This window comes from Streptomyces sp. NPDC048278 (genome assembly GCF_040652195.1).
GTDB lineage: Bacteria > Actinomycetota > Actinomycetes > Streptomycetales > Streptomycetaceae > Streptomyces.
In genome coordinates this window covers 46,822-70,457 of the sequence record NZ_JBEZLP010000043.1, presented here as the reverse complement: position 1 = coordinate 70,457, position 23,636 = coordinate 46,822, and the positions used below count along the sequence as shown (strand labels likewise).

Annotated in this window: 15 protein-coding genes and 3 pseudogenes; 7 read left to right on the top strand and 11 right to left on the bottom strand. The window is 71.1% G+C overall.

Annotated elements, in window-relative coordinates; all coding sequences use genetic code 11:
- Positions 1-169: 169 nt before the first annotated feature.
- Positions 170-3,025 carry an AAA family ATPase gene (locus AB0D74_RS43865; protein WP_362599941.1) on the bottom strand — a complete coding sequence of 952 codons (2,856 nt, stop codon included), beginning with the start codon at positions 3,023-3,025 and terminating at the stop codon, positions 170-172.
- Positions 3,026-3,366: 341 nt separating this feature from the next.
- Between AB0D74_RS43865 and AB0D74_RS43860 the strand changes: the two genes are divergently transcribed.
- The 4 genes from AB0D74_RS43860 to AB0D74_RS43845 all read left to right on the top strand — a co-directional run bounded on the left by AB0D74_RS43860 (position 3,367) and on the right by AB0D74_RS43845 (position 8,522).
- Entirely contained in the window at positions 3,367-6,192 is a 2,826-nt protein-coding gene (locus AB0D74_RS43860; RefSeq protein WP_362599939.1) for an AAA family ATPase, read from the top strand.
- 157 nt (positions 6,193-6,349) lie between these two features.
- The gene (locus AB0D74_RS43855; protein ID WP_362599937.1) at positions 6,350-6,985 is read left to right on the top strand and encodes a response regulator transcription factor; all 636 of its coding nucleotides are present in this window, start codon (positions 6,350-6,352) and stop codon (positions 6,983-6,985) included.
- Positions 6,986-7,325: 340 nt separating this feature from the next.
- Positions 7,326-7,703 carry a hypothetical protein gene (locus AB0D74_RS43850; protein ID WP_362599935.1) on the top strand — a complete coding sequence of 126 codons (378 nt, stop codon included), beginning with the start codon at positions 7,326-7,328 and terminating at the stop codon, positions 7,701-7,703.
- A gap of 66 nt (positions 7,704-7,769) precedes the next feature.
- Positions 7,770-8,522, top strand: a complete 753-nt coding sequence (locus AB0D74_RS43845) for a trimeric intracellular cation channel family protein (protein WP_362599933.1) — start codon at positions 7,770-7,772, stop codon at positions 8,520-8,522.
- A 210-nt stretch (positions 8,523-8,732) separates the two neighbouring features.
- Here the strand turns inward: AB0D74_RS43845 and AB0D74_RS43840 are convergent, their stop codons facing one another.
- The 5 genes and pseudogenes from AB0D74_RS43840 to AB0D74_RS43820 all read right to left on the bottom strand — a co-directional run bounded on the left by AB0D74_RS43840 (position 8,733) and on the right by AB0D74_RS43820 (position 17,230).
- Positions 8,733-8,900, bottom strand: coding sequence for a beta-ketoacyl synthase N-terminal-like domain-containing protein (locus AB0D74_RS43840; protein ID WP_362599971.1), 168 nt, complete (start codon positions 8,898-8,900; stop codon positions 8,733-8,735).
- Positions 8,897-9,046: pseudogene (locus tag AB0D74_RS43835) on the bottom strand (polyketide synthase docking domain-containing protein); the annotation flags it as partial. The gene AB0D74_RS43840 and the pseudogene AB0D74_RS43835, both read right to left, overlap by 4 nt.
- A 12-nt stretch (positions 9,047-9,058) precedes the next feature.
- Positions 9,059-15,541, bottom strand: a complete 6,483-nt coding sequence (locus AB0D74_RS43830; RefSeq protein ID WP_362599931.1) for an SDR family NAD(P)-dependent oxidoreductase — start codon at positions 15,539-15,541, stop codon at positions 9,059-9,061.
- Complete coding sequence (locus AB0D74_RS43825) at positions 15,541-16,104, bottom strand: phosphopantetheine-binding protein (protein ID WP_362599929.1); 564 nt, start codon at positions 16,102-16,104, stop codon at positions 15,541-15,543. The genes AB0D74_RS43830 and AB0D74_RS43825 overlap by 1 nt, the downstream gene beginning before the upstream one ends.
- The gene (locus tag AB0D74_RS43820; protein ID WP_362599927.1) at positions 16,097-17,230 is read right to left on the bottom strand and encodes a polyketide synthase; all 1,134 of its coding nucleotides are present in this window, start codon (positions 17,228-17,230) and stop codon (positions 16,097-16,099) included. The genes AB0D74_RS43825 and AB0D74_RS43820 overlap by 8 nt, the downstream gene beginning before the upstream one ends.
- A gap of 516 nt (positions 17,231-17,746) precedes the next feature.
- On the opposite strand from AB0D74_RS43820, the gene AB0D74_RS43815 reads away from it, so the two are divergent.
- A complete protein-coding gene (locus AB0D74_RS43815; RefSeq protein ID WP_362599925.1) occupies positions 17,747-18,082 on the top strand; it encodes a hypothetical protein in 336 nt (111 codons plus the stop codon).
- A gap of 89 nt (positions 18,083-18,171) precedes the next feature.
- Positions 18,172-18,517, top strand: a pseudogene (locus AB0D74_RS43810) (transposase family protein); the annotation flags it as partial.
- 463 nt (positions 18,518-18,980) lie between these two features.
- On the opposite strand, the gene AB0D74_RS43805 reads toward AB0D74_RS43810, so the two are convergent.
- Positions 18,981-19,583: a substrate-binding domain-containing protein gene (locus tag AB0D74_RS43805; protein WP_362599923.1), complete on the bottom strand. Its 603-nt coding sequence runs from the start codon at positions 19,581-19,583 to the stop codon at positions 18,981-18,983.
- A gap of 19 nt (positions 19,584-19,602) precedes the next feature.
- On the opposite strand from AB0D74_RS43805, the gene AB0D74_RS43800 reads away from it, so the two are divergent.
- A complete protein-coding gene (locus tag AB0D74_RS43800) occupies positions 19,603-19,821 on the top strand; it encodes a hypothetical protein (RefSeq protein ID WP_362599921.1) in 219 nt (72 codons plus the stop codon).
- A gap of 89 nt (positions 19,822-19,910) precedes the next feature.
- Here the strand turns inward: AB0D74_RS43800 and AB0D74_RS43795 are convergent, their stop codons facing one another.
- The 4 genes and pseudogenes from AB0D74_RS43795 to AB0D74_RS43780 all read right to left on the bottom strand — a co-directional run bounded on the left by AB0D74_RS43795 (position 19,911) and on the right by AB0D74_RS43780 (position 23,495).
- Entirely contained in the window at positions 19,911-20,768 is an 858-nt protein-coding gene (locus tag AB0D74_RS43795; RefSeq protein ID WP_362599969.1) for a sugar phosphate isomerase/epimerase, read from the bottom strand.
- Positions 20,769-21,020: 252 nt separating this feature from the next.
- Positions 21,021-21,251: pseudogene (locus tag AB0D74_RS43790) on the bottom strand (SDR family NAD(P)-dependent oxidoreductase); the annotation flags it as partial.
- The gene (locus AB0D74_RS43785) at positions 21,248-22,261 is read right to left on the bottom strand and encodes a sugar phosphate isomerase/epimerase (protein ID WP_362599919.1); all 1,014 of its coding nucleotides are present in this window, start codon (positions 22,259-22,261) and stop codon (positions 21,248-21,250) included. The pseudogene AB0D74_RS43790 and the gene AB0D74_RS43785, both read right to left, overlap by 4 nt.
- 52 nt (positions 22,262-22,313) lie before the next feature.
- Positions 22,314-23,495 (bottom strand): Gfo/Idh/MocA family oxidoreductase, encoded by a 1,182-nt coding sequence (locus AB0D74_RS43780; RefSeq protein WP_362599917.1) that lies wholly within the window; start codon positions 23,493-23,495, stop codon positions 22,314-22,316.
- Positions 23,496-23,636 lie beyond the last annotated feature (141 nt).

Here is a 23,636-nt window from a genome sequence, read left to right as displayed (position 1 = left end):
ACCGTCTCCTGCGGGTTCGTGATGTTCCGTGCCGCCCGTGGACGGCCCTGCGATCCGTCGGTTCGCGGGATCGCAGGGTGATTGCACGCTCAGCGTAGGAAGCCGCGCGGGCCGTACCGGTCCCGGCGCGGTGACGTTGTCCGCGGGGACAAAGATCTTGCCTGCCCGTTCAGCCCTCCTCCGGACCGGACCGCGCCGGGGCACCACGCGGTGGCGCGTCGGGCACCAGACCGCTGCGGGCCAGGGTGCCGTCCAGCCAGGCAGCGGCCAATTCCACCCGGGAGCGCCGCCCGGTGCGCTTGAACACCCGGGTCAGCCGCTGCTCGACGGTCTTCTCGCTGCACGCCAGCCGTGCGGCGATCTGCCGGTTGGTCGCCCCGTCGCTGACCATCTCGATCAGCCGGATGTCCCGCTCGCTCAACTCCTCGCTGGCCGAACGACTCCTGGGCACCGGCAGGTTGTGCCGCTGCGCCGACCGGTCGAGCCGGGCACGGACGCCGCGTCCGGCCTTCAGCTCCCCCATGCCGCGCACCGCCTCAGCCAGCCAGCGCTTGGGGTCCTCGCCTGCGTCCGCCACGCACTGGGCGCTGCAGACGGCCAGGTACCGGTCGCCGCGCTGGAGCACCAGCCGGTGCCCGGACAGCGCGCTGTCCGCGTCGCGGAGCACAGCACCACGCCCGACGAGAAGCGCCTCCCAGGCCATGCGCGAGGGCGCCTCTTCGTACAAGTCCTCCAGTTCCTCCAGTGCCCGTTGGGCGACACGGATGTCGCCGTCCTCCGTCACGTTGAAGTAGATGATCTGCAGCAGCAACCTGTCCAGGCCGGCCAGCAGCCCGTCCTGCCGTGACCGTTTCACGTCGTGCCACGCCTCGTCGAACGCCTCTTCAACCCGGCCCGACTGGTTACCCACGCCCAGCCGCACCCGGGCCACCAGCGGATGCGTGACGGATTCGGGGATCAGGCCGAGCCATGCGCGGGCCCGTGCCAGCTCCCCACGGACGCTGAGGATCTCGGCGGCCAGCGCCCTGGCCAGCTGGCACACCTCGCCCAGACCTTCGGCCCGGCCACGCGCCTCGATGCTCAAGGCGGCCGACAGCGCGTCGTCCCACTGCCCCGCCAGATAGTCGCGCACCAGGCCCTGGTAGCGGCCGGCCGTACTGTGACCTGCGTCGACGCAGCGGTCGCCGAGCACGGCCTGCAACCCGCCCGCCAGGTCACCGTAGGCGGCGGCGCCCCGCAACCGGTCCATGACGGCCTCGTCGAGCGCGTCCGGAGGCAGTGCGCTCCGGGCGCGTTCGATCCCTGCGCGACCACCCACGGCGGCTGCCAGCAGCCGCAATTCGGCCCACGAGGGTGACGGGTCGCCGGACCCACCGACGTTACCGCCTTCCGGCTCGGGCCACGGATGTACCGGGCCGATCCCGTAGCGGCCGCCGATCGCCAGGAGCGGGGCGGCGGCGGGCATCCGGCCGAGCACCGCCTGGTAGGGATGAGCCGCGTCCTCGACATCCGCGGGCGCGGGCCGGTGTTCGTACAGCGACGCCAGAGCCCACGCCCGGGTGGCGCTCTCCAGGCCGTCCCGATCCTCACCTTGCTGCGCCTTGAGGCAGGCGAGCAACGGCTCGGCGAGCGCCAGCACGCCGGCGTGGTCGGCGCACCGCAGGCCGAGCAGGGCGGCGTCACGCAGCACGTCCGGTGTTCTGCGGTCGCCCGGCGACAGCCGGCGCAGCGCCGCCAGGTAGGCGCGGACCGCACGCGGCTGGTCCGCCCTGGTGTCTTTCCCGGCCGCGTTGAGCAGCAGCGGCACGGCGAGTTCGTCGTCCAGCAACCGGCCCGCGGCGTCGACGTGGTCACTCAGCCGCGGATGGAGGGCGCCGGCGGTCGCGACGTCCAACCGGTCGGTCACGTTGGTGACGATCCGCGCGTGCACCACCCGCACGTCGAGGCGTGAGGGCAGGGCGCACAGCGCCGCCGCGAGGGCGGGGACGGCGAAGGTGATCCGGCCGTCCCGGCCGACGGCCACCACCCGGTCCTTGGCCATCCGGTCCACCGCCCGGCTGACGGAATCTGCGAGGGCACCGGCCGACTGCGTCACGCAGTCCAGATCCTCCAGCCACAGTCGCGTCCGGCTCAGCATCCGGGCCAGCACGCTCGCCGTCTCCATCGTTTCGGCGTCCGGCAGGGCGTCCGGCCACCCGAGCCGGCCCAGCTCCGCCACGTCGGTACGCAGCCGTAGCCTCCCTTCCGGCTCCGCCAGGCACATCCGGCCGTCCAACTCGAGCAGCCCGTCGCGTTCCTCCAACATGGCCAGTACGGACAGCACGGCCTCCGGATTCCCGGCCAGCGGCCCCAGCGCACGGAACACGGCCGCCCCAAGACCCGGTTCAGCGGGACGGCCCAGTCGCCGGACCAGCAACTCGCCGACGACGGATGCCGAAAGCGCCGGCAGGTCGAGCACCTGGTCGGCGACCGCCGACAGTTGCGAACCAGCACCGAACCCCGCGGGTGCCGAGCGCCCGGCGATCACCACCGGCACCCCCGCAGGCCGGAACGCGCGCAGCAGCAGCGCCAGAGCGGAGGCGGTCGGCCGCGGCATCCGCTCGGCGCTGTCAAGAAGCAGCGCGAAGGGCGTGAAGTGCGCCGCGTCCGCCAGCATTTCTCCGATGACGGACAGCAGGGGCAGGTCACCGCCGCGCCCGGAGGTCCGCCCCTGCACCCTGCGTACGGCGGTGACGCGGACCGGCAGCCGGCCATCGTGGATCTTGGCGAACACACCGCAGGCCATGTCGGCCAGGGCTGCCGGGCCGGGCGGGCTCTCGGCGGCGTCCCAGTCGAGCCGCAGGACCCTGCCGCCCTCGGCCGCCACGGCCCGCCGGGCCTGTTCCACCACAGCGGTCTTGCCACTTCCGGCCCGACCGGTGACCAGCAGAGTCCGTGTCGCCCCTGGGCCTGTGGCGCGGAAGACTCCGGCCACCTCCTGGACTTCCTCGTTCCTGCCGATCAGAGGTACGGAGTGCTGCTGCACGAGCCCCTCCTGGTGCGTGTTCGATGTCCGACCGGAACCGCACACGCAGGGGGAGACCCAACACCCGTCTGTGTCGTTCCACCGCTCGGCGGCCGGCTGCGCGTCCGCCGGCCCGCTTCGTGGGCTGCCGCCGCGAGCGGCCATTCTGAGCCGGTCGACTGAGGGGGACCCGATCGTCCGCCCCTCCGGAGAGCCATAATGGCCGACGGTGGAAGACCCCCGCTCCACCGGGGCCACAGTTGCCTGTTCGGCGACCCCGCCGACCAGGCACGTGAGGTGAAAGGTGCGGTGCGACAGTGGCCGGTCCATCAGGTGTGGATGTGGTCCTCAGCGGTACGACGGTGCGCCTGACACGCTCGTGCCTGATCGGCCGCCGCTCGGAGTTGGACGCCGTGCGCGACTGCGTCCTCGATCCGAACGACCGCCGTCTGGTGCTGATACACGGCGAACGAGGTGCCGGGCGCACCGCGTTGGCACGAGCCGCCGCCGAGCGGCTGGGCGCGGAGGGAGTGGCGGTGCTCTCACTGGCCTGCGTGCCCGGCGACGCCGAGCACCCCCTGTTGCTCGTGCTGCGCATGGTGACGGCACTGGAGGAACACCGGTCCCGTACCACCGGGCGACGTCTTTCCAGCATTCCGGCCGCGGATGTGCTGTCCGCCCTCGAACAGGACGACCGGGCGGCGGGCGGCGGGGCCCTGGCGGATGCGCTGCTGCAGTCGGCGCCCGTGGTCGTGCTGGTCGATGATGTCCACCTCGCCGATTCGGACTCTCTCGCCCTGCTGGGCAGGGTCGGGGCCGAACGCCACGCGGCCGGTGCCCGGTTGGTGCTCACGGCGGTCGACCACGGCTCGGCGGGCGGGTCTTCCCGCGCCGGTCGGGCGGTCGAACGGCTGGCGCGCAACCGTGCAGTGCTCACCGTGGGCCTGGCACGCCTCGGCCCCGAGGACGTGACGGCCGCCGTGGGCCGGCAGCTGGAGGCGGTACCCGACCGCCGGCTCAGCGAGCTGGCGTACTCCCTCAGCCGCGGAGTTCCTGGCGCGATGGACGCGCTGCTCACCGGGTGGGTCCGGCAGGACGCGATACGCCTGGTCGACGGCCACGCGTATCTGGACGAGACCGCGCCCGTACCGGTGCTGCCGGACGACGACCGTTTCATCGCAGCCCTGGACGCGCTGGGCGCGGCACGCCGGACGGCGGCCTCGGCGCTGAGCATCCTGTGGCCGCTCGGCCGACGGGCGGTGGAGCTGGGCGCGGCGTGCGGCAGGCTGTCCGAGGCGCACGTCGAGGCCAGTATCCGCGCACTTGCCGACGCCGGGATCGTCGACGAACTGCCCTCTCGTGACGCCGGCGGTCCGGCACGCGGCTGGCAGTTCCGCATACCGCTGGTGGAGCACGCTCTTCGGGAACGGCTGGGCCCGCTTGCTCGCCGACGCCTGTCGGCCGCCGCGGTGGAGGCGCTGTGGGCAGCCGGTGGAGCCGCGCACACGGCGGCCCTCCTCATCGATGAGGCGGACGCCAGACGCTATCTGCCCGACCGGATCGCCGACGCGGGCACCTTGGTCGATCGCAGCCGTGCCGCGACGGAGCTGCTGGCGGCGGCCGACCGGTTCTATCCCGTCCTCGGAACACGGGACATCGCACGGTGGCTGCGAACCGCCGCGCTCCTGACCGAGCGGCTGTCCGTCCGCGATGCCGCGCTGTTCCAGTACGCCAAAGTCTCCTTCTTCAACGGCGACTACTCGGCTTCGACGGCGCAGACCGAGGCGATCCTGCGCGACCCGGACGAGAGTCTCAGGGAGCTGGAGCTGCAGGAGGCGGGCGTGCTGGCAGTGGCCGCCGCGGCGGCCGACGACGACTGGGCGCGGGTGTCCCTGATGGCCGCGCAGCGCTGGTGGGACGAGCTGCCGCTGCCTGCCTTCACCGAGGTGGCGGGCAAGGCACTGGCGTTGTGTCTGCTGGAGAGGTGGCCCGAGGCCCTGGCTCTGCTCGACCGCACGGAGGCGGTGTGGAACACCGGTCCTGCCTACCGCTTCCATCCCGAGGTGTACCGTGCGGCCTGCGAATACGTGCTGGGACGCCCAGAGAGGTTCCTGCGCTCGCTGGACGACCTCGACCTGGCCGGCATGGCTCCGGAACGGGTCTACACGATGACCGCCGCGCAGCTGGACATCCTTCTCGGCGCGGGCGATCTGGGACGCGCCGAAGGCCTGCTGTCGGCTCGCGGCACGCCCCCCGAGGCACTGTCTGCGACCGGCCGTTTCCTGCTGTACCACTTGCAGGGCCGCTGGAACGAGGCGATGGCGCTGGCGCGTTCGGCACTGGCGCACGACGGGATGTTCAGCGTGGCACCGACCCAGCATCTGCTGGCCGCCAGGACCGCGGCCATCCTGCTCGCCCGGGGCCGCACCACCAGCGCCACCCGCCTGCTGGACAGCGTGCGGGGTCGCATGATCGGGCCGCTGGAGCACACCCTGGACCACTACGAGGCCGAGGTGCTGCGGACCCTTGGCGACCTGGATCAGGCAGCCGACATCCTGCGGCGCGGCTTGAACGCGGCGGACGAGCGCCGATCCGTTTACGCCACGGACGAGTTGTGGGCCGCCCTGGCCGTCGTGTCGGAGGAATCCGGACGGCACACCGACGCGTCAGCCTGTCTCGGCAGGCTGCACACGCTCGCCGAGCGGACGGGCAGCGGACGATCACGGCTGCTGTATCTGCTGACGTCGGCCCGGGTGCCGGCCGACGACCCGGCCGAGGATGTCCGCGACCGCCTGCGCGAAGCCGTGGACCTGGCCCGGTCACGCAAGCAGCCGTTCGAGACGGGTATCGCGCTGGTCACCGCCGCCATCGCGGGCGCGGGACCCACGACACTGCTGCACGAGGCGTACGAACTGTTCGGCGAGACCGGCGCCGCCCTGTGGCGTTTCCGCGTCAGGGCAGCGATGCGCGACGCCGGAGTCGCCGTGCCCGGCCGCAAGCAGGCGACCGGGGAAAACGAACACCTGCTGGCCACGCTCATCGCGGAGGGGCTGACCAACCGGCAGGCCGCCGCTGTGCTGCGTCTGAGCGAGGATGCGGTGGCCCACCGCATCACCAGGCTGTTCACGAGCACCGGTCTGCGCTCCCGTACCGAGGTCGCGACGGCCGTGCTCAACGCCGCCCGCTGATCGCGGCTGTCAGGGGAGTCCGGTTCCGATCCTGGTAGCTTTCCCTGCCTTTAGCCGAGGGGGGTCGCTGGAGCGGAGGTCGAGGCTCCGTTCATGGCAGCATCGTTCTCCTGATCCGCGTGGAGACACAGCGATGTCTTCCAGTGAGGGAGAGTCCATGCCTCAGCAGCCGCTCACCGACGTGGTCCGGGTCGCCGTACACGCACCCGACACCATTGACCGGGCCGGTCTGGTCAGCTTCTTTCAGCATGACCGGAGACTGTCCGAGATCAGCAGCACCCAGGATGCCGACGTAACCGTGGTGGCCGTGGACACGGTGGACACCTCGGCCCTGGACTTACTGCGCGGCCTGTGCAACCGCCCCGATGCCCGCTTCGTGGTGGTGGTGGGACGACGCTGGCATGCCGAGGTCTCGGCAGCGGTCGATTGCGGGGTGCGCGCCGTCCTGTGGCGCGACTCCTTCACTCCCCCGGTCTTCGCCCGGACGTTGATGGCGGTCGCCCACGGTGGCGGATCGTTCCCTCCCGCGCTCCTGGGCACACTGATGGAGCAGGTACAGCGCATACATCGCGAGGTCCTCACCCCTCATGGGCTGACGGCGTCCGGGGTGAGCCACCGCGAGGTGGATGTACTGCGTCTGCTTGCCGAGGGCCGGGAGCTGGCCGAGATCGCGCAGAAGCTCTCCTATTCGGAGCGGACCGTGAAGTACACCCTGTACGGCCTGATGAAACGCCTGCAACTGCGCAACCGCGCCCAGGCCGTCTCGTACGCCATACGTTCCGGGCTCATCTGACGGCCGGCTCGACACAACGGGGCCGCCGCACTGGGTCGGCAGGGTGCCGGCCGATTTCCCATCGCTGAAGTCGGCCTTGCCAAGGATACGTTCGGCCTGTCTCGACAGGCGGGCAGGTCCCGCTGTACTCAAGTTCATGATTCCGTCGAGCCCATGGGAAATCAGGGACTCATCGACTTGACTGTGCCAGACTCGGCCACAGGTTGGCGCCGATCCCAACACGGTATAAATCATCGGGGATTTGTAGCGAGACCACCGGCCGCGCTGCGCTTCATTCTCACCCGGGGGCTGCAGGGATGCGCACGACGACAGGCAGTCGACCACGAAGGGAAAAATTTTGATGTCTTCGCCTCGGGGAAAGATTCGGGTCGCGATTCACGCCTCCGACCCCCTCTACCGTGCAGGCCTGCTCGACTATGTACGCAAGGACCATCGCCTGTCCGAGGCCGATGCCGACAGAGTCGATGAGAACGATATCTTCGTGGTCGTCATAGATACCTCGGGAAACGCCACCTTGGAAATGCTGCGGAGCTGGCCGAACGCATGCGCCGCGAAATTCCTACTTATCGTGAAGGACGAGTGGACCGTCGACACCTCTACCGCGACGGAATACGGAGTGCGCGGCGTTCTCCAGTATGCGGATTGCACCCGGACCGCGTTCTCCGAAGCACTGATCACGATCGACGGGGGCGGGACCGAGATCTCTGAGGCAGCGTGATGGAACAAACCGATACACCTGGCCGGATTGACGCACAACGCACGCAGAAGTACCAGGAGTACGTGGATGTCGTTTGAAGGACTGCTCGGCAACGTGCAGTACGCGATGAATCTGGTGGGAATACTCGCCTTCTCCTTGTCCGGTGCCTTTCTCGGCGTACGCAAGGACTTCGATGTCTTCGGCGTGGTGATGCTCGCGGAGGCCGTTGGCCTCGGCGGCGGCGTTTTCCGGGACCTGGTGATCGGCGTACGTCCCGTAGCGTTCAGCGACCTGGGGTATTTCTGCACGCCGATCATCGGCGGCCTGGTGGTGTTCTACAACGCGCGTCTGCAACACCACGAGAGGGCGTTCGACCTCTTCGACGCGGCGGCACTCGGCCTGTTCAGCGTCACCGGCGCGACGAAAGCGTTCGCGTACGGACTCAACCCGGAGGCCGCCGCCACCCTGGGTATCGCCACCGCCGTCGGCGGCGGGCTCGTCAGCAGCGTCCTCGCCATGGAGATCCCGCCGTTGCTGCGCTCGAACCGGCACCTGTACGCGCTCCCCGCACTCGTCGGTTCCGGCAGCGTCGCCGTCCTGCACTACTTCCAGCTCCTCAACGAATGGACGGCCCCGGCAGCCGCGGTCCTCGCCTTCGGCCTGCGCGCTCTCGCCCTGCGACACAGCTGGCGCACCCCCCGCTCCAGTTTCTGGCGCAACCCGTTCGCCGGCATGCGTCACGCCCCCGAACCTCCGGAGCCCGAAGCGGACTTGGGTGGTACAGGGACACTGGACGACCATACGCTGCTCTTGCAGCGCCCCAAGGCGGACCGCAAGTGATCGAGGGCATCGACGACGTCCTCTGCGGCAACAGCGCTGAGGCCGCCACGGGTTGCCGCTGACGTTGCCGGACTCCCGAACAGCGTGCCCACACCCCTGCGCGAACCCGGCCCCGTACGCCCCGGCCGAGAACGCCTTGCACCGACCGTCCGGGGGCGATCCCGCCCCGTCGGCCGAACTCGGTGAAGACGACGAGTGAGGCCATCACGGTCACCCTGCCGGCCACTCCTCCCGGCGCAGCGCGTGACGCGCCAGATGCAGTGCCGTGAGTGACGACGAGCAGGCCGTGTCGACGGTCCCCGCCTGTCTTTCGAAGCCGAAGGCATAGGCCACCGTTGCCGACGAGGACGCCGACCGGGGTGCCGCACAGCGGCTCAGGGTCGATTCCGGCCCGTTCGAGGACCCTCCCAGCCCCGTCCGCCGGGAAGGGCGTGATCGCGTCCTCCACCCCTCTCGACCAGTAGCCAGGGCTGTCGGGTGTCGGCGATCGACCACTTCAGGTACTGGCGGAGTTTCTCGTCGTTCGGTAGGTGTCATCACACTCCGGCCTGGTCGTCGACCATGTGGAACAGTGCGTCGTCGGTCGCCGTGTCGAGGGCGCGCCCGTCGGCGGGTGGTGCCCCGTCCTCGGCCGACGCGAGGGTTTTCAACCGCGCCATCACCCGCGCACGGGCCGGGGAGTCGGAGGCGAGCCCGGCCAGGGCGCTCTCCAGTCCGTGCAGCACGGCGAACACGCCCTGCGGGTCGGCCTCGCCGTCCGGGACGAGTTGTGCGTGCAGGAACTCGCCGAGCGCGAACGCGCTCGGGTAGTCGAACACGACGGTCGCGGACAGGTGCAGGCCGGTCGCCGCCTTGAGCCGGTTGCGCAGTTCGACGCCGGTGAGCGAGTCAAAACCCAGCTCCTGAATGCCCCGGCGGGCCGTGATCTCGTCCGGCCCCGCGACGCCGAGCACCGCCGCCGCGTGGCCGCGCACCAGGTCCACGAGCGCCTGATGCCGTTCACCGGGTGGCAGGGGGAGCAGCCGTCGGGTCAGGGAGCGCGGATCACCGGTGCTGCGTACGGCTCGCCCGATCGGTGTGCCCAGGACGCCGTGAAGCAGCGGAAGCCGGCTGCCGCGCAGCGCGGTGGTGTCGAATCTGACCGGTACCGCTACCGGTTCGCCGGTTCCCAGTGCGGCGTCGAACAGGGCGAGGCCTTCCTCGGTGGACAGTCCCAGCACTCCACGCCGGGCCTTGCGGCGCAGTGCGGCGTCGCCCAGGTGGCTCGTCAGTCCGCTGCGCTCGCTCCACGGACCCCAGGCGAGCGACACCGACGGCAGTCCGTGCGCGGTCCGGTGGTGGGCGAGCGCGTCCAGAAAAGTGTTGGCGGCCGCGTAGTTCCCCTGTCCCGGGGCTCCGAGCAGTCCGGCCGCTGAGGAGAACAGGGCGAAAACCGCCAGGTTCGCGCCCCGGGTCAGTTCGTGCAGATGACGCGCGGCGTCGAGCTTCGGGCCGGTCACCGTGTCGAGCCGCTGCGGTGTCAGCGACTCGATCACACCATCGTCGAGGGCTCCCGCGGTGTGCACGACCGCGGTGAGCGGGTGGTCGGCATGCACGGCCGCCAGGACATCCGCGAGGGCGGCGCGGTCGGTGACGTCGCACGCCCTCACCGAGACGTCCCCGCCCCGCATCGTCAGTTCGGCCGCCAGGGCGTGCGCTCCGGGAGCCCGCATGCCCTGCCGGCTGACCAGCACGAGTCGCCGTACGCCGTGTCCGGTGACGAGATGCCGGGCCATCGCTCGGCCGAGCGTGCCGGTGCCGCCCGTGACGAGCACGGTGCCCTGGGGGTCGAGCGCGGCCGGGATCGTGAACACGATCTTGCCGATGTGCCGTGCCTGGCTCATGTACCGGTACGCCTCGGGTGCCCGGCGGATGTCGTAGGTGGTCAGCGGCAGATGCCGCAGGGCCCCCTTCTCGAACAGCCCCACGATCTCGCCGAGCATCTGCCCGATCCGTTGCGGACCCCCTTCCAGCAGGTCGAACGCGCGGTACGTCACGCCCGGATGCGCGGCGGCCACGTCGGCGGGCGTGCGGATGTCGGTCCTGCCCATGTCCAGGAACCGGCCGCCGCGCGGCAGCAGCCGCAGGGACGCGTCCACGAGGTCCCGGACCAGCGAGTTGAGTACGACGTCGACGCCCGCGCCCTCGGTGACCTCGCGGAACCGCGCCTCGAAGTCGGTCGTACGGGAGGAGGCGATGTGCCGCTCGGCCAGCCCCGAGGAACGCAGCACGTCCCACTTCGCGGGGTCGGCGGTGCCGAACACCTCGGCGCCGAGGTGTCTGGCCAGCTGGACCGCCGCCATGCCCACACCGCCGGCCGCCGCGTGCACCAGGACGGACTCCCCTGGCTGCAGACCCGCCAGGTCGACCAGGCCGTAGTACGCCGTCAGAAAGGCGGCGGGCACGGACGCGGCCTCGACGAAGGACCAGTCGTCCGGCATCACGGCGAGCGTGCGCCGATCGACCACCACGACCGGTCCGGCGCCTCCGGCCAGGAGTCCGAACACCCGGTCCCCGGGCCGGAGGTCGGTGATGTCGGGAGCGGCCTCCAGCACGACCCCGGCGCCCTCGGTGCCCATGACCGCCCCGTCACACATGCCCAGGGTGCTCAGCACGTCGCGGAAGTTGAGTCCGGCGGCGCGCAGGGCTATCCGGACGTGCCCGGCGGGCAGCGGCTCGCGTGCCCGCGGATGGTCGGCCAGAGCGAGGCGGCCCATCGTGCCGGCCCGCACTGTCTCCAGGCGCCAGGTACGCGAGCCCGACGGCGGAGTCAGGCGGTCGGCCGAGGCGGCGCGGACCAGTCGTGGGGCGAGCAGGACGCCGCCGCGGACGGCCACTTGCGGCTCACCGGAGCCCACCGCGCCGGCCAGCGCCCGGCCGCGGTCCGTCACCGTGCCGTCCAGGTTCTCGCGGTCTTCGGCGTCCTCCATGTCGACCAGGACGAACCGGCCCGGGTGCTCGGACTGCGCGGTTCGCAGCAGACCCCATGTCGGCGCGGCATTGAGGTCCGGTACATCCTCTCCGCCATGGGTGGCGACGGCGCCGCGCGTCAGCACCACGAGCCGCGATCCGGCGAACGCCTCGTCGGCGAGCCACCACTGTGCGAGTTCGAGCGTCTTGTGCAGGGTCCTGTGCGTGTCGCCGTCGCGGCCGTCGACCGTCACGATCACGACATCGGGCACGCCCTCCCCCAGCGCGTCCAGTCCGGTACCCACGTCCACCGCGGCTCCGGCCGCTTCGAGTCCTGCGCGCAGGCCGAGGGTGTCGGTCCCCAGGACCGCGCACCGGCCGGAGTACGGCGGCCCGGCCGCGACGGGCGTCCACTCCACCCGGTACAGCGAGTCGTTCACCCCGCCCAGGTGTCCGGCGGTGACCGCCCTCGTCACGAGCGACCGCGCCGACGCCACCGGCTGTCCGGCGTCGTCGGTCACCTCGACGGCCACCGCACCGGGACCGTCAGGCGAGATCCGGGCACGCACCCGGCCGGCGCCGACCGCGTGCAGGCTCACTCCGGCGAAGGAGAAAGGCAGCCTGATCTGTCCCGGTCCCGACTCTGCGGACCCCCGGTCCAGGAGATCGGGCAGCAGTGCCTGAAGTACGGAGTCCAGCAGGACCGGGTGCAGCCCGAAGCCTCCGGTCTCGGCGTGCTCCGGCAGCTGCGCCTCGGCGAGGATCTCGTCACCGTGGCGCCACACGGCCCGCAGCCCCCGGAACGCGGCGCCGTACCCCAGTCCGACCTCGCTCAGCCGGTCGTAGAAGCCGTCCAGGTTCACCGGTGTGGCGCCGGTGGGCGGCCATTCCGTGACCGCTGCCGTCGGCTCCGCCGCCTCACTCGGCCTCAGGGCTCCGACCGCGTGCCGGGTCCAGCCGATGCCCGGCGGTGCGTCCCCGGGGCGGCTGTGTATGCCCAGCGCCCGGTCACCCGACTCGTCCGCGGCCTTCACCGACACTCTGACGTGGACACCGGCGGTCTCCGGGAGCATCAGGGGTGTCTCCAGGGTGAGTTCACGGAGGTGACCGCAGCCGACCTCGTCCCCGGCACGGATGGCCATGTCGATGAGAGCGGTGCCGGGTACGAGCACCGAGCCGAACACGGTGTGGTCCGCCAGCCAGGGGTGGGAGCGCTGCGAGAGCCGTCCGGTGAGCACCACGCCGCCGGACTCCGGCAGTGCCAGCGCGGCGCCCAGCAGCGGGTGCCCGGTGGCGTCGAGCCCGTGGCCGGCCGCGTCGGCGGGTTCGGCGGTGTTCGCCGGCCAGTAGCGCTGTCGCTGGAAAGGATAGGTGGGCAGGTCGACATGAGGCCTGGGGGTATCGCCGAACGCCCTGGTCCAGTCGATACGGACGCCGGCGACATGGGCGTCGGCCAGCGAGATGAGCAGACGCCGCAGCCCGCCCTCGTCCCGGCGCAGCGAGCCCACGGCGGCGATCTCCACGCCCAGCGCGTGGGCGGTGTCCTGCATTCCGACGGTCAGCACGGGGTGCGCGCTCGACTCGACGAAGGCGGTGAACCCGTCGCCGATCAGTGTTCGGACCGCGGGCTCGAAGCGGACGACGTGCCGCAGGTTGCGGTACCAGTACTCCGCATCCAGCGCGGTCGTGTCCAGCCGGGCACCGTCCACCGTGGAGTAGAACGGGATGTCGCTCTCGCGGGGCGTGATGCCCGTGAGGCCGGCCTCGATCTCGGCGCGGATGTCGTCGACGTGCGCGGAGTGCGCGGCGAAGTCGACTCCGGCCAGTCGCCGGCGCATGAGGCCCCGGCGGGACAGTTCGCGTTCGAACTCGTCGAGGGCGTCGGCGTCGCCGGCGACCGCCACCGCGGTGGGACCGTTCACCGCCGCGACCCACAGCCGACCGTCCCACGGTTGCAACATGGCCGTCACATCGGGGGCCGGTGCGACCACCGAGAGCATCCCGCCCCGGCCGCACAGCCGCCGCAGCGCCCTGCTGCGCACCACGACCACCCGTGCCGCGTCGCTCAGCGACAGTGCTCCCGCCACGCAGGCGGCCGCGATCTCGCCCTGGGAGTGCCCGACGACAGCCTCGGGCACCACGCCGTAGGAGCGCCATACGTCCGCGAGCGACACCATGATCGAGAACAGCACCGGCTGGACGACGTCCACCCGGTCCGCTCCCGGCGCGCCTTCGGTGCCCCGCACCACGTCGAGGACCGACCAGTCGGCGTACCCGCCGACCGCTTCGGCGCACTCCGCCATCCGGGCTGCGAACACCGGTTCCGTCTCCAGCAGTTCACGGGCCATCCCGGTCCACTGCGTGCCCTGGCCGGGGAAGACGAGGGCGACCCGGCCGGTCGTCGTCGCGGCACCGCGCACCACGTGGGCGGCGGGCGTGCCCGTGGCCAGCGCGTCGAGCCCGCGCAGCAGTTCCGCGGGATCGTTCCCGACCACCACGGCACGGTGTTCGAGTACGGCACGGGTCGTGGCCAGGTTGTACGCGACATCCGCGACCGGTACGTCCGGCGTGGCGCGCAGAGACCGGGCCATCCGGACCGCCTGGTCGCGCAGGGCGTCCTGTGTCCTGCCGGACAGCACCCACGGCACCAGGTCGGGGGCGGCGGGCCGTGCCCCTGCCACTTCTGGCCCGGCCTCTTCAAGGATCACGTGGGCGTTCGTACCGCTGACTCCGAAGGACGAGACCGCGGCCCGCCTCGGGCGTCCGTCGTCCCGCGCCCACGGCACGTGCTCGGTGAGCAGCGCGAGGTTCCCAGACCAGTCCACGTGCGGCGACGGGTCGTCCGCGTGCAGCGTCCTGGGCAGGATCCCGTGCTTGAGGGCCATCACCATTTTGATCACGCCCGCCGCGCCCGCGGCGGCCTGGGCGTGCCCGATGTTCGACTTGACCGACCCCAGCCACAGCGGTCGCTCCCGCCCCTGACCGTAGGTGGCGAGGAGTGCCTGTGCCTCGATGGGGTCGCCGAGATGGGTACCGATGCCATGCGCCTCCACCGCGTCCACGTCGGACGCGGCCAGCCGGGCGTCGGTCAGCGCCTGTCGGATGACCCGTTCCTGGGCGGGTCCGCTCGGGGCGGTGAGTCCGTTGGAGGCGCCGTTCTGGTTGACCGCGGAGCCGCGGACCAGCGCGAGGACGGGGTGTCCGTTGCGGCGGGCGTCGGAGAGGCGTTCCAGCAGGAGCAGGCCCACCCCTTCGGCGGAGCCGAAACCATCCGCGTCCGCGGCGAAGGAACGGCACCGGCCGTCCCGCGACAGTCCGCGTCGCCGGCCGAACTCGACGAACATCTCGGGCGAGGACATCACCACCACCCCGCCGGCCAGGGCCAGTGAGCACTCGCGGGAGCGCAGTGCGTGTGCCGCCCAGTGCAGCGCCACGAGGGACGACGAGCAGGCGGTGTCCAGCGTGACCGCGGGGCCTTCCAGGCCGAAGGTGTACGCCACGCGACCGGACGCGGCACTGGCGTTGTTCCCCGTCACCAGATGGCCCCGGATCTCGTCGGGCGCCTGTCGCAGGCGTGACCGGTAGTCCTGGTGGGTGACGCCGGTGAACACCGCGGTGTCGCTGCCGCGCAAGGAGCCCGGGTCGATCCCGGCGCGCTCGAACGCCTCCCACGAGGTCTCCAGGAGCAGCCTCTGCTGCGGGTCCATGGCCAGGGCCTCGCGCGGGGACATGTCGAAGAACGCGGCGTCGAATTCGACGGCGTCGTGCAGGAATCCGCCTTCTCGGACGTAGGTGGTGCCGGGGTGGTCGGGATCCGGGTGGTACAGGGCGGACAGGTCCCAGCCGCGGTCGGCGGGGAACGGCGAGATGCCCTCGCGGCCCGCGTGGACCAGTTCCCAGAGGTCCTCCGGGGAGCGCACACCACCCGGGTACCGGCAGCTCATCGCGACGATCGCGATCGGCTCCCGGTCCCCTGGCTCCGATTCGAGCAGCCGTCGGCGGGTCCTGTGGAGATCCGCCGTGACCCTGCGGAGGCAGTCGCGGAGCTTTTCCTCGTTGCTGGTGCTCATCACACTCCCAGGTCCTTGTCGATGAACGAGAAAGGCTCGTCGTCCTCGGTCGTCCGCAGGGACTCGGCCGGGTCCGTGCCGTTCTCCCCGGAGTCACCCCATTTCACGAGCAGGGACCGCAGCCGCATGGTGAGGTGGGCTCGCTCGGCCGTGCCCGCCGACGAGAGCCTCGTCGTCAGCCGGTCGAACTCGTCGTCCGGTGCCTCGGCGCCGTCGGCGAACCGGCTCGCGAGGTAGCCGGCCGGCACGGTGGGTGCCGGGTGGTCGAACACCGTGGTGGCCGGGAGGGTCAGACCGGTCGCGGCGCCGAGCCGGTCGCGGAGCTCGGCTCCGGTGACGGAGTCGAGGCCGAGCAACTGGACGGTGCGGTCCGTCGCCATGCCTCCTCGTGCGTGGCCCAGTGCGGACGCGAGGTGCGCACCGACCAGGTCCAGCAGCCGACGGGCGCGGTCCTCCTCGGACAGCGCGGTGAGCCGCTCGGCAAGGGGCCGTTCCCCGGAGGCAGGTTCCACCGCGACCGTCGCCCGCGCCGTGATCTCGCGGACCTCGGGTACTTCACGCAACAGCGGGCTCGGGCGTAACGCGGTGAAGGCGACGTGGAGGCGCCACCGGTCGACGTCGGCGGGGGCCACGTTCGTCTCGTCGTCGGGGGCCACGTTCGTCTCGTCGTCGGCGAGCAGCCGGCCCGGGGCGGTGTCTGGTGCCGGTACCGTGCCCCTCCATCGTGTCGACGTCGTCCATGGACCGTCCGGCTGCGGCCACCGCCGCCTCGATGACCTGTTGTTGCGCTGTCCCGTTCGGAGCGGTGAGGGCATCGGAGGCGCCGTCGGAGTTGACCGAGAAGCCGCGCAGAACGGCCAGTGCCCGTTGTCCGTTGCGCCGCGTGTCCGAGATCCGCTCCACGAACAGCGCGCCGGCGCCCTCGCTCCAGCCGGTTCCGTCGGCCGCGGCGGCGTAGGACTTGCAGCGCCCGTCCGGTGCGAGGCCGCCGTGCTGGGCGAACGCGGAGAAGAGGGTCGGGGCGGACATCACCGACACCCCGCCGACCGGTGCCGGCGCGCACTGGCCCGATCGCAGGGAGTGTGCCGCCAGGTGCAGAGCGACCAGCGAGGAGGAACGGGCGGTGTCCACGGTCGTCGAGGGGCCGCGCAGACCGAAGGTGGAGGAGACACGCCCCGAGACGACACTGGCCGACGCCCCGGTGATGAGGTGCCCGGTGGGGTCGGTCGGTACGGGGATCCCGGACAAGGCGTGGTCCGAGCCCATCATTCCGGCGAACGTCCCGGTGCGACTGCCTCGCAGCGTATCGGGGTCGATGCCCGCCCGTTCGAGGCTCTCCCAGGCGATCTCCAGCAGTGGCCGCTGCTGCGGATCGGTGGCAAGTGCCTCGCGCGGTGCGATGCCGAATGAAGCGGCGTCGGCCGCGGGTTCACCGGGTACGGCGACGTTCCACGACACGAGCGGCCAGCCACGGTCGGCCGGGAAGTCAGACACGACGTCCCGGCCCTCGGTCACCAGTCGCCACAGGCCTTCCGACGACTCCACACCGCCGGGGAAACGGCACCCCATCCCGGTAATGGCGATCTGCTCGGGCCGGCTTTCCTTGCTCTCCCTAAGGCGCTCGACAGTCAGGGCGATTCCCACGGTGACCCACTTGAGGTAATCGAGGATTTTGCCGTTGCCCACCATTCGAGCCCTCCGCACACGAACAACGATGCCTTCTTAAAACCAGACAAAGCACAGCACATATATCAGCGAAAGAAGCATTGCCCCAGCCGATCTTTGCCCAGCAGGACAGCCGGGGCAGTACCAAAGGTGCAGCCAGAAGCCCTGAGCCGTCCATGGGCCATCCCGGGCGAACGACACAACTCCTGCCAGATCCAGGACAGATGCCACCCGCGGCGAAAGGGCCGTCAGGCGATCCACCGACGTACCGATCGACGAATCCGAGCTGGGGTCAAGCTATCGCGAACGGTTCGGCGCGAGCCATCCCACTCACTTTGATCCGCCCTTTTCCTCCAGTGGTATCGATATGGTTCACCGTCAGCATCAGGGGGTAATCGAGCGGGTTTCACTGAGGGCATATGGCGGCTGATCACCGGCGGCGACCATGTTGGGCAGTGAGCCCTTTCCAACCTCAGTGGGGCTGCTGACGCGGGTCGCCCCTGGTCGAGCCGGGCGGAAGCTCTGGGGCAGGATGTCTTCGTGCCCACCCTGGTTGTTGAGATCCACGTGCCGTTGCTGCCGACGCCCGGTCTGCCGGACGGCTCCTACCCGTTTCCCTGGATCGAGGAGGTCGAGAACTTCCTGTCCGATCTCGAAGACCAGGGTGACGTGGAAGTCTTCGATGAGGGAGAGGAGGACGAGGACGTCTATGTCTTCTTCGTCACCGGAGCCGGTGACAGGGATCTTTTGGCGGTGGCGTCCCGTGTGGCCACGCTGCCTGGGGTTCCTGCGGGAGCCATTGCGGTCGTCAGCAATGACGAGGCCGAGGAGTTCGGTCTGGGACGACGGGTCGCGCTTCCACTGCCTGCGCTCTGAGTGCCGGTGCGGAGCCCTTCGTCCCTCCCCTCAGGACGGTTCAGGTCGCTCGGCAGCGGGGCACCGCAGCTTGTCCACTGGCAGCCTTGCGTCGTGGACGCGGAACGCGGTGGCGCCGGCTCGGAACGGCACGGCAGGCCTGCTGGTCCTGGCCCACCTGCGATGCGGGCACACCTACACCTACCTGGCCGCCGGTTTCGGCATCAGCCTCAGGACCGTCCACCGGTACGTGAGCGAAGCCGTCGAACTGTCGGCTCCCCCCTCGCTCCCGACCTCGCCGAAGCGGTACGCGCCGCCTCCCGCAAAGCCTTCGTGTTCCTGGACGGAACCCTCCTGCCGATCGACCGCATCACGGCTGACCAGCCCTTCTGTTCCGGCAAACACAAGAGGCACGGCATGAACGTGCAAGTCCTGGCCGACCCCGCCGGCAGACTGCGTGGGCCTCACCCGCGCAGACCTCGTCCGACAGTTCGTCAGAATGCTCAGCCCGGGGCGCCGGCCTGCACGCCTAGTGGGCCACCTCGGGCCAGTCGACGACAGGGCAATGCGAGGCTCCCCTCCCCCGGGTGCGGCGGTCGGCACACCATCTCCGCATCGGCGATCAACCAGTGGATTTTCGCACGCACCCAGCACCGCCCGTGGTCGTACCATGACCGAGAGCCAACCCGAAGGCGGTGAACACCACGGCATCCCGCCCAAGGACGGTCGGCGTGCGAACTCCGCGACGGCCGACACCACCAACGCAACCTGCGTGCACACGGATCGGCGAAGACCACACCCTCCGGCTCGACCGCATCGCGGACGCACGGACCCTGCCCTGCTCGATCGCAGCGCCGCCCGCTCCGCGCCCCGCGCCCCGCGCCCCGCGCCCGTCAAGCCTGACCGCGGGGAACCACTGTCACGAGATGGCGCCGCCCTCGGACGTCAGCGCGCCGGTCCGGTCGCGCCGCGCACGACAAGGTGGGGGGGGTGAAGCTGAACTCCCTTGTCTCAGCGCCCGGTTCGCCGTCCAGCCGTTCGACGGCGGCCCGGACGGCGAACCGGGCCAGTTGCTCGGCATCCTGTCGCACGGTGGTGAGGTCGATGTGGCGAGGCGTGCGAGACGACTGTCGTCGTACCCGACGATCGAGACCCGACCGGGCACGTCGACCCCGGCGTGCCGCAGCTCGACGAGGAGGCCGATGGCGCACTGGTCGTTGCCCGCGACCACGGCGGTGGGGAGCGCACCGGCGGCCAGCAGTGACCGTGCCGCCTCCGAGCCGGACCGTTCGGTGCAGTCGCCGGGGACCACCCGCGCCCGGCCGCCCAGTCCGTGACGGCGCATGGCGTCCAGATAGCCCGCCCGGCGCTCGGCGGCACCCGGCTGCTCGCCGCCGTCGACGTGGACGATGTCCTGGTGGCCGAGCGAGACGAGATGGTCCACGGCGAGGCGGGCGCCCACGTCGTCGGCGGTGTGCATCGCGTCGAACACCGTCTCGTGCGGCGGTCGGCCGATCTCCACCACCGGGACCCCGAGGCCGGTGCCGCACGCCTCGCGCACCCCCGAGGAGCAAGCCTGGACCTTCCGCACGGTCGGCCACGGCACCGGCACCGGCACCGGCTTCTGGGCGCCGTTCATCGGCGCGCCGGCCGAGGTCGGCTACGACGACGTCGTGAGCGTCGAGAACGAGGACCCCGTGCGGGACGCCGTCGAGGGCGTCGCCGACGCCGCCCGTTTCATCAAGCCGCTCCTTCACTGACGAACCGTCAAGGTTGGATTGCCTTCGGGTCCTCCGGAAGGCGGGGGTGTTTCGGCTCCCCCGCCGACGGCGCCGTGACCGTCGCGAGGTCACTTCCAGGTGGTCAGGTGTTCCCTGATCTTCTCGCGCATGAGGACGGAGGACTCCTTCGCCTTCTCCTCCCAGGCGAACACGCAGGCGGTGAGGGTGCCGTCGAAGCCGTTCGCCTTCAGCTCCCGGAACAGCTCGTCGAAGTCGACCTCGCCCTCCCCCATGTTGAGGTGCTGGTGGATGCGGGCCGGGGTGCCGGGCGGGTTGAGGATGTAGCGGTTGCCGGAGGACGCGGTGTGGTCGAAGGCGTCGGCGAGGTGGACGTGGGTGAGGAGGTCGCCCGCGTACTCGATGATGCCGGGGGCGTCGTTGCCGATGTGGAAGGTGTGCGGGGCGCAGTAGAGGAAGGTGACGTCGGGGTGGTTGATGCCGCGGATGAGGTTGACCGCGTCGTAGCCGTTCTCGACGAAGTCGTCGGGGTGCGGCTCCAGGGCGAGCTTGATGCCTTCCTGCTCGAAGAGCGGGAGCAGTTCGTCCATCGACCTCCAGAACTGCGCCTCGCTGCGGTCGGCGTCCTCGGGACGGCCGTTGAACTCGGAGATCATGCTGGTGACGCCGAGGTCGGCGGCGATCTGGATGGACCGCTTCCAGTAGCGCACCGCTGCCTGACGGGCGTCCTCGTCCGGGCCCGACCAGCGGAACAGCGGCAGCATGGAGGAGATGCCGACGCCGGCCGCGCCCAGCTCCTTGCGGAACTTGCGCACGGTGGCGTCGTCGACGCGCGGATGGCGGAAGAAGGGGATGAAGTCCTCGCGGGGGGAGAGTTCGATCCACTCGTAGCCCAGCTCGGCCACCACCGCGGGGAGTTCGAGCAGTGGAACGTCACGGATCATGTACGGGTCGAGGGCGATCTTCATGGCTGGGTACTCCTTGGTGTCATAGAGGTCGGGGCGTGCCGCAGGAGGCGCTGGTGCCGCCGTCGACCGGGAGCACGGCTCCCGTGATGCACCGGCGTCGGGGCCGGCGAGGAACAGCACGGCACACGCGATGCCCTCCGCCTCGGCGACCCGGCCGAGCGCGACCCTGCCGAGGAGCCGTGCCCTGAACTCCGGTGCGTCGAGGCGCTGTTGTATGAGCCGGGAGATCGTGAAGGCGGGCGCGACCGCGGCCACCGCACGCTCCGGCGCGCCGGCGTCCGTCACGTCGGCGCGAAGGACCTGCACGTGCTCGGTGTCGAAGCCGGTCACCGCATCCCGCAGCGGTTCCGGGCGGCGGCCGAGCACCGCCACGCTCGCCCCCTGTTCCGGGAAGGCGCGCGCGGTCGCCCGGCCGATCCCGGTCCCCGCCCCGGTGACGCGGACGACCCGCCCCTGGTACGGACACCGGGCCCAGGCGATCACGACCGCAGGGACTCCTGGAGTGCCGCGTCGGCCGCCTTGAGCACCCCGGCGGCGACCTCGACGCCCTCGACGCGGCCGAGTTCGGTGTCCTCGTGCTCGATGTTGACGAGCATGCCGGGGTCGACCTCGTGCAGGGCGCGCAGGAACTCGGTCCAGTAGGCGGTGTCGTGGCCCTTGCCGAGGGCGACGAAGTCCCAGGCGGAGTTCTTCGGCCACTCGTTGGCCCACTCGTCGCCGCCGAGGTTGGTGCGCGGCTCGTCGGGGGACAGGCGGCGGAAGCTGTTGTCGAGGACTCCGTTGAGGGCCGCGTGCCCGGGGTTGATCCGGACGTCCTTGGCGGCGGCGTGGAAGACCAGCTCGCCGAGGTGGCGGACGACGGCGACCGGGTCCATCTGCTGCCAGAACAGGTGGGAGGCGTCCAGTTCGACGCCGACGTGGGTGGCGCCGGTGAGGTCGAGGAGCTTGTGGACGTCGGCGGAGTTGAAGACGAGGTTCTGCGGGTGGAGTTCCAGGGCGACCTTGACGTCGTGGTCGCGGGCGAGGCGGTCGGTCTCGCGCCAGAAGTCGGCGGCGATCCTCCACTGGTGGTCGAGGACGTCGAGGGCGGCGGAGTTCCACGCGTTGACGACCCAGTTCGGGCGGGAGGCACCCGGCTCGCCGCCGGGCAGCCCGGACATCGTCACGAGCCGGTGCTGGCCGAGGCGTTCGGCCAGGCGGATCGAGCGACGGATGTCCTCGGCGTGCTTCTCCCCGATGACCGGGTTGGGATGCAGCGGGTTGCCGTTGGCGTTGAGGCCGGCGATCGAGACGCCGGTGCCCTCGAACAGGCCGAGGAAGTCGTCCCGGGCGGTGTCGCTGACGAGGATGTCGTCGAACGTCGGGACGTGCACCGGCGGGAGGAAGCCGCCGGTGTTGATCTCCAGGCCGGTCAGGCCCAGGTCGGCCACGACCTTGATCGCCTCGGGCAGCGGCCGGTCGTGCAGGATCGCGTTGTAGAGGCCCAGCTTCATCGTGTGTTTCCTCGGTCCTTCTCGGGAGTGGAGGTGGGGCGAAAGGCTCGGGTCACGGGACGGCGACCGCCGCACCGCCGGCCGCGGCGGAGGCGACGATCGCGTCGATGACGCGCAGGTTGTGCAGCCCGTCGGCGAGGTTCGGGCAGGACGGCAGCCGGTCCAGGCCGGCGATCTGCTCCAGGAAGGCGCGGGCCTGCCAGACGAAGAACTCGTGCTGGCCGTGGCCGACACTGGGGAAGTCCATGGGCAGGCCGCCCGCGACGTAGGGGTGGCCGGGGCCGACCACCACGCGCCGGTAGCCGTCCACCGGGTCGGTGGCCGCCGCGTCGGCGATGGTGAACTCCGCGGGGCGGGAGAGCTCGAAGGTCGCGGCGCCGCCCTTCGTGAACACCTCGAAACCGAGGGAGTTGGCCAGCCCGCGGGCGATGCGCGAGACGGAGAAGGTGCCGACGGCGCCGGAGGCGAAGGCCGCGGTGAAGGTGGCGATGTCGTCGTTCTCGACCCGCGCGCGCTCCTGGCCGACCGCCACCCCGGCCGAGTGCCCCACCGCCGTGCCCAGTGGCACGGGCCGGTCGGCGACCTGGGTGGACAGCACGGCGCCCTGCACGCTGTGCACCGGCCCGCAGAAGTACTCGCCGAGGTCGATGAGGTGGCTGCCGATGTCGGACAGCGCGCCCGAACCGGGGCGGCCGAGGTAGCGCCAGCTCATGGGCGCGTCCGGGTTGTGCCCGTAGTCGCACCAGTAGTGCCCGTTGAAGTGCTGGACCGGACCGAGCGAGCCCTCCAGGACCTGCTGCCGTACGGCGTTGATCGCGGGCGACCGGCGGAAGGTGAACCCGGTCGCCGCCACCAGGCCGGTGCCCTCGGCGGCCTTCACCATCGCCTCGGCGTCGGCCACGGACGGCGCGAGCGGCTTCTCGCACAGCACGTGCTTGCCGGCCGCGAGCAGCGCCTCGACGATCTCGCGGTGCAGGTGGTTGGCGACCACCACGCTCACCGCGTCGACGTCGTCGGCCTCGACGACCGCCCGCCAGTCGGTCTCGGCCCGCTCGTAGCCGTAGCGGCGGGCGGCGTCCAGGGCGAAGGGCTCGTGGGCGTCGGCCACGGCGACCAGCCGGACCTCGGGCAGGCCCTCGGCGTACAGGGTCGCCGCCTGCCGGTAGCCGTTGAGATGGGCCCGGCCCGCCATGCCGGCTCCGATGACCGCGACCCCGATCGGCCTTGTGCTCATCGTGGTTCCTCTCCGACGCGACGCCGCGCCGTGGCTAAGAGCGTGGAGACCGGCAGTCGTGGATCCCGGGTGCGTTCCGGACGAAGCGGCCTAGGGTTCATTTAAAGCGTTTTAAGTCCTGGTACTATCGGTGGCGTCACA

Coding starts and splice junctions, on each gene's coding strand:
- AB0D74_RS43830 (WP_362599931.1), bottom strand. CDS start 15,541: ATGAGCACCAGCAACGAGGAAAAGCTCCGCGACTGCCTCCGCAGGGTC.
- AB0D74_RS43850 (WP_362599935.1), top strand. CDS start 7,326: ATGTCTTCGCCTCGGGGAAAGATTCGGGTCGCGATTCACGCCTCCGAC.
- AB0D74_RS43795 (WP_362599969.1), bottom strand. CDS start 20,768: ATGAAGATCGCCCTCGACCCGTACATGATCCGTGACGTTCCACTGCTC.
- AB0D74_RS43855 (WP_362599937.1), top strand. CDS start 6,350: ATGCCTCAGCAGCCGCTCACCGACGTGGTCCGGGTCGCCGTACACGCA.
- AB0D74_RS43785 (WP_362599919.1), bottom strand. CDS start 22,261: ATGAAGCTGGGCCTCTACAACGCGATCCTGCACGACCGGCCGCTGCCC.
- AB0D74_RS43780 (WP_362599917.1), bottom strand. CDS start 23,495: ATGAGCACAAGGCCGATCGGGGTCGCGGTCATCGGAGCCGGCATGGCG.
- AB0D74_RS43820 (WP_362599927.1), bottom strand. CDS start 17,230: ATGGTGGGCAACGGCAAAATCCTCGATTACCTCAAGTGGGTCACCGTG.
- AB0D74_RS43845 (WP_362599933.1), top strand. CDS start 7,770: ATGTCGTTTGAAGGACTGCTCGGCAACGTGCAGTACGCGATGAATCTG.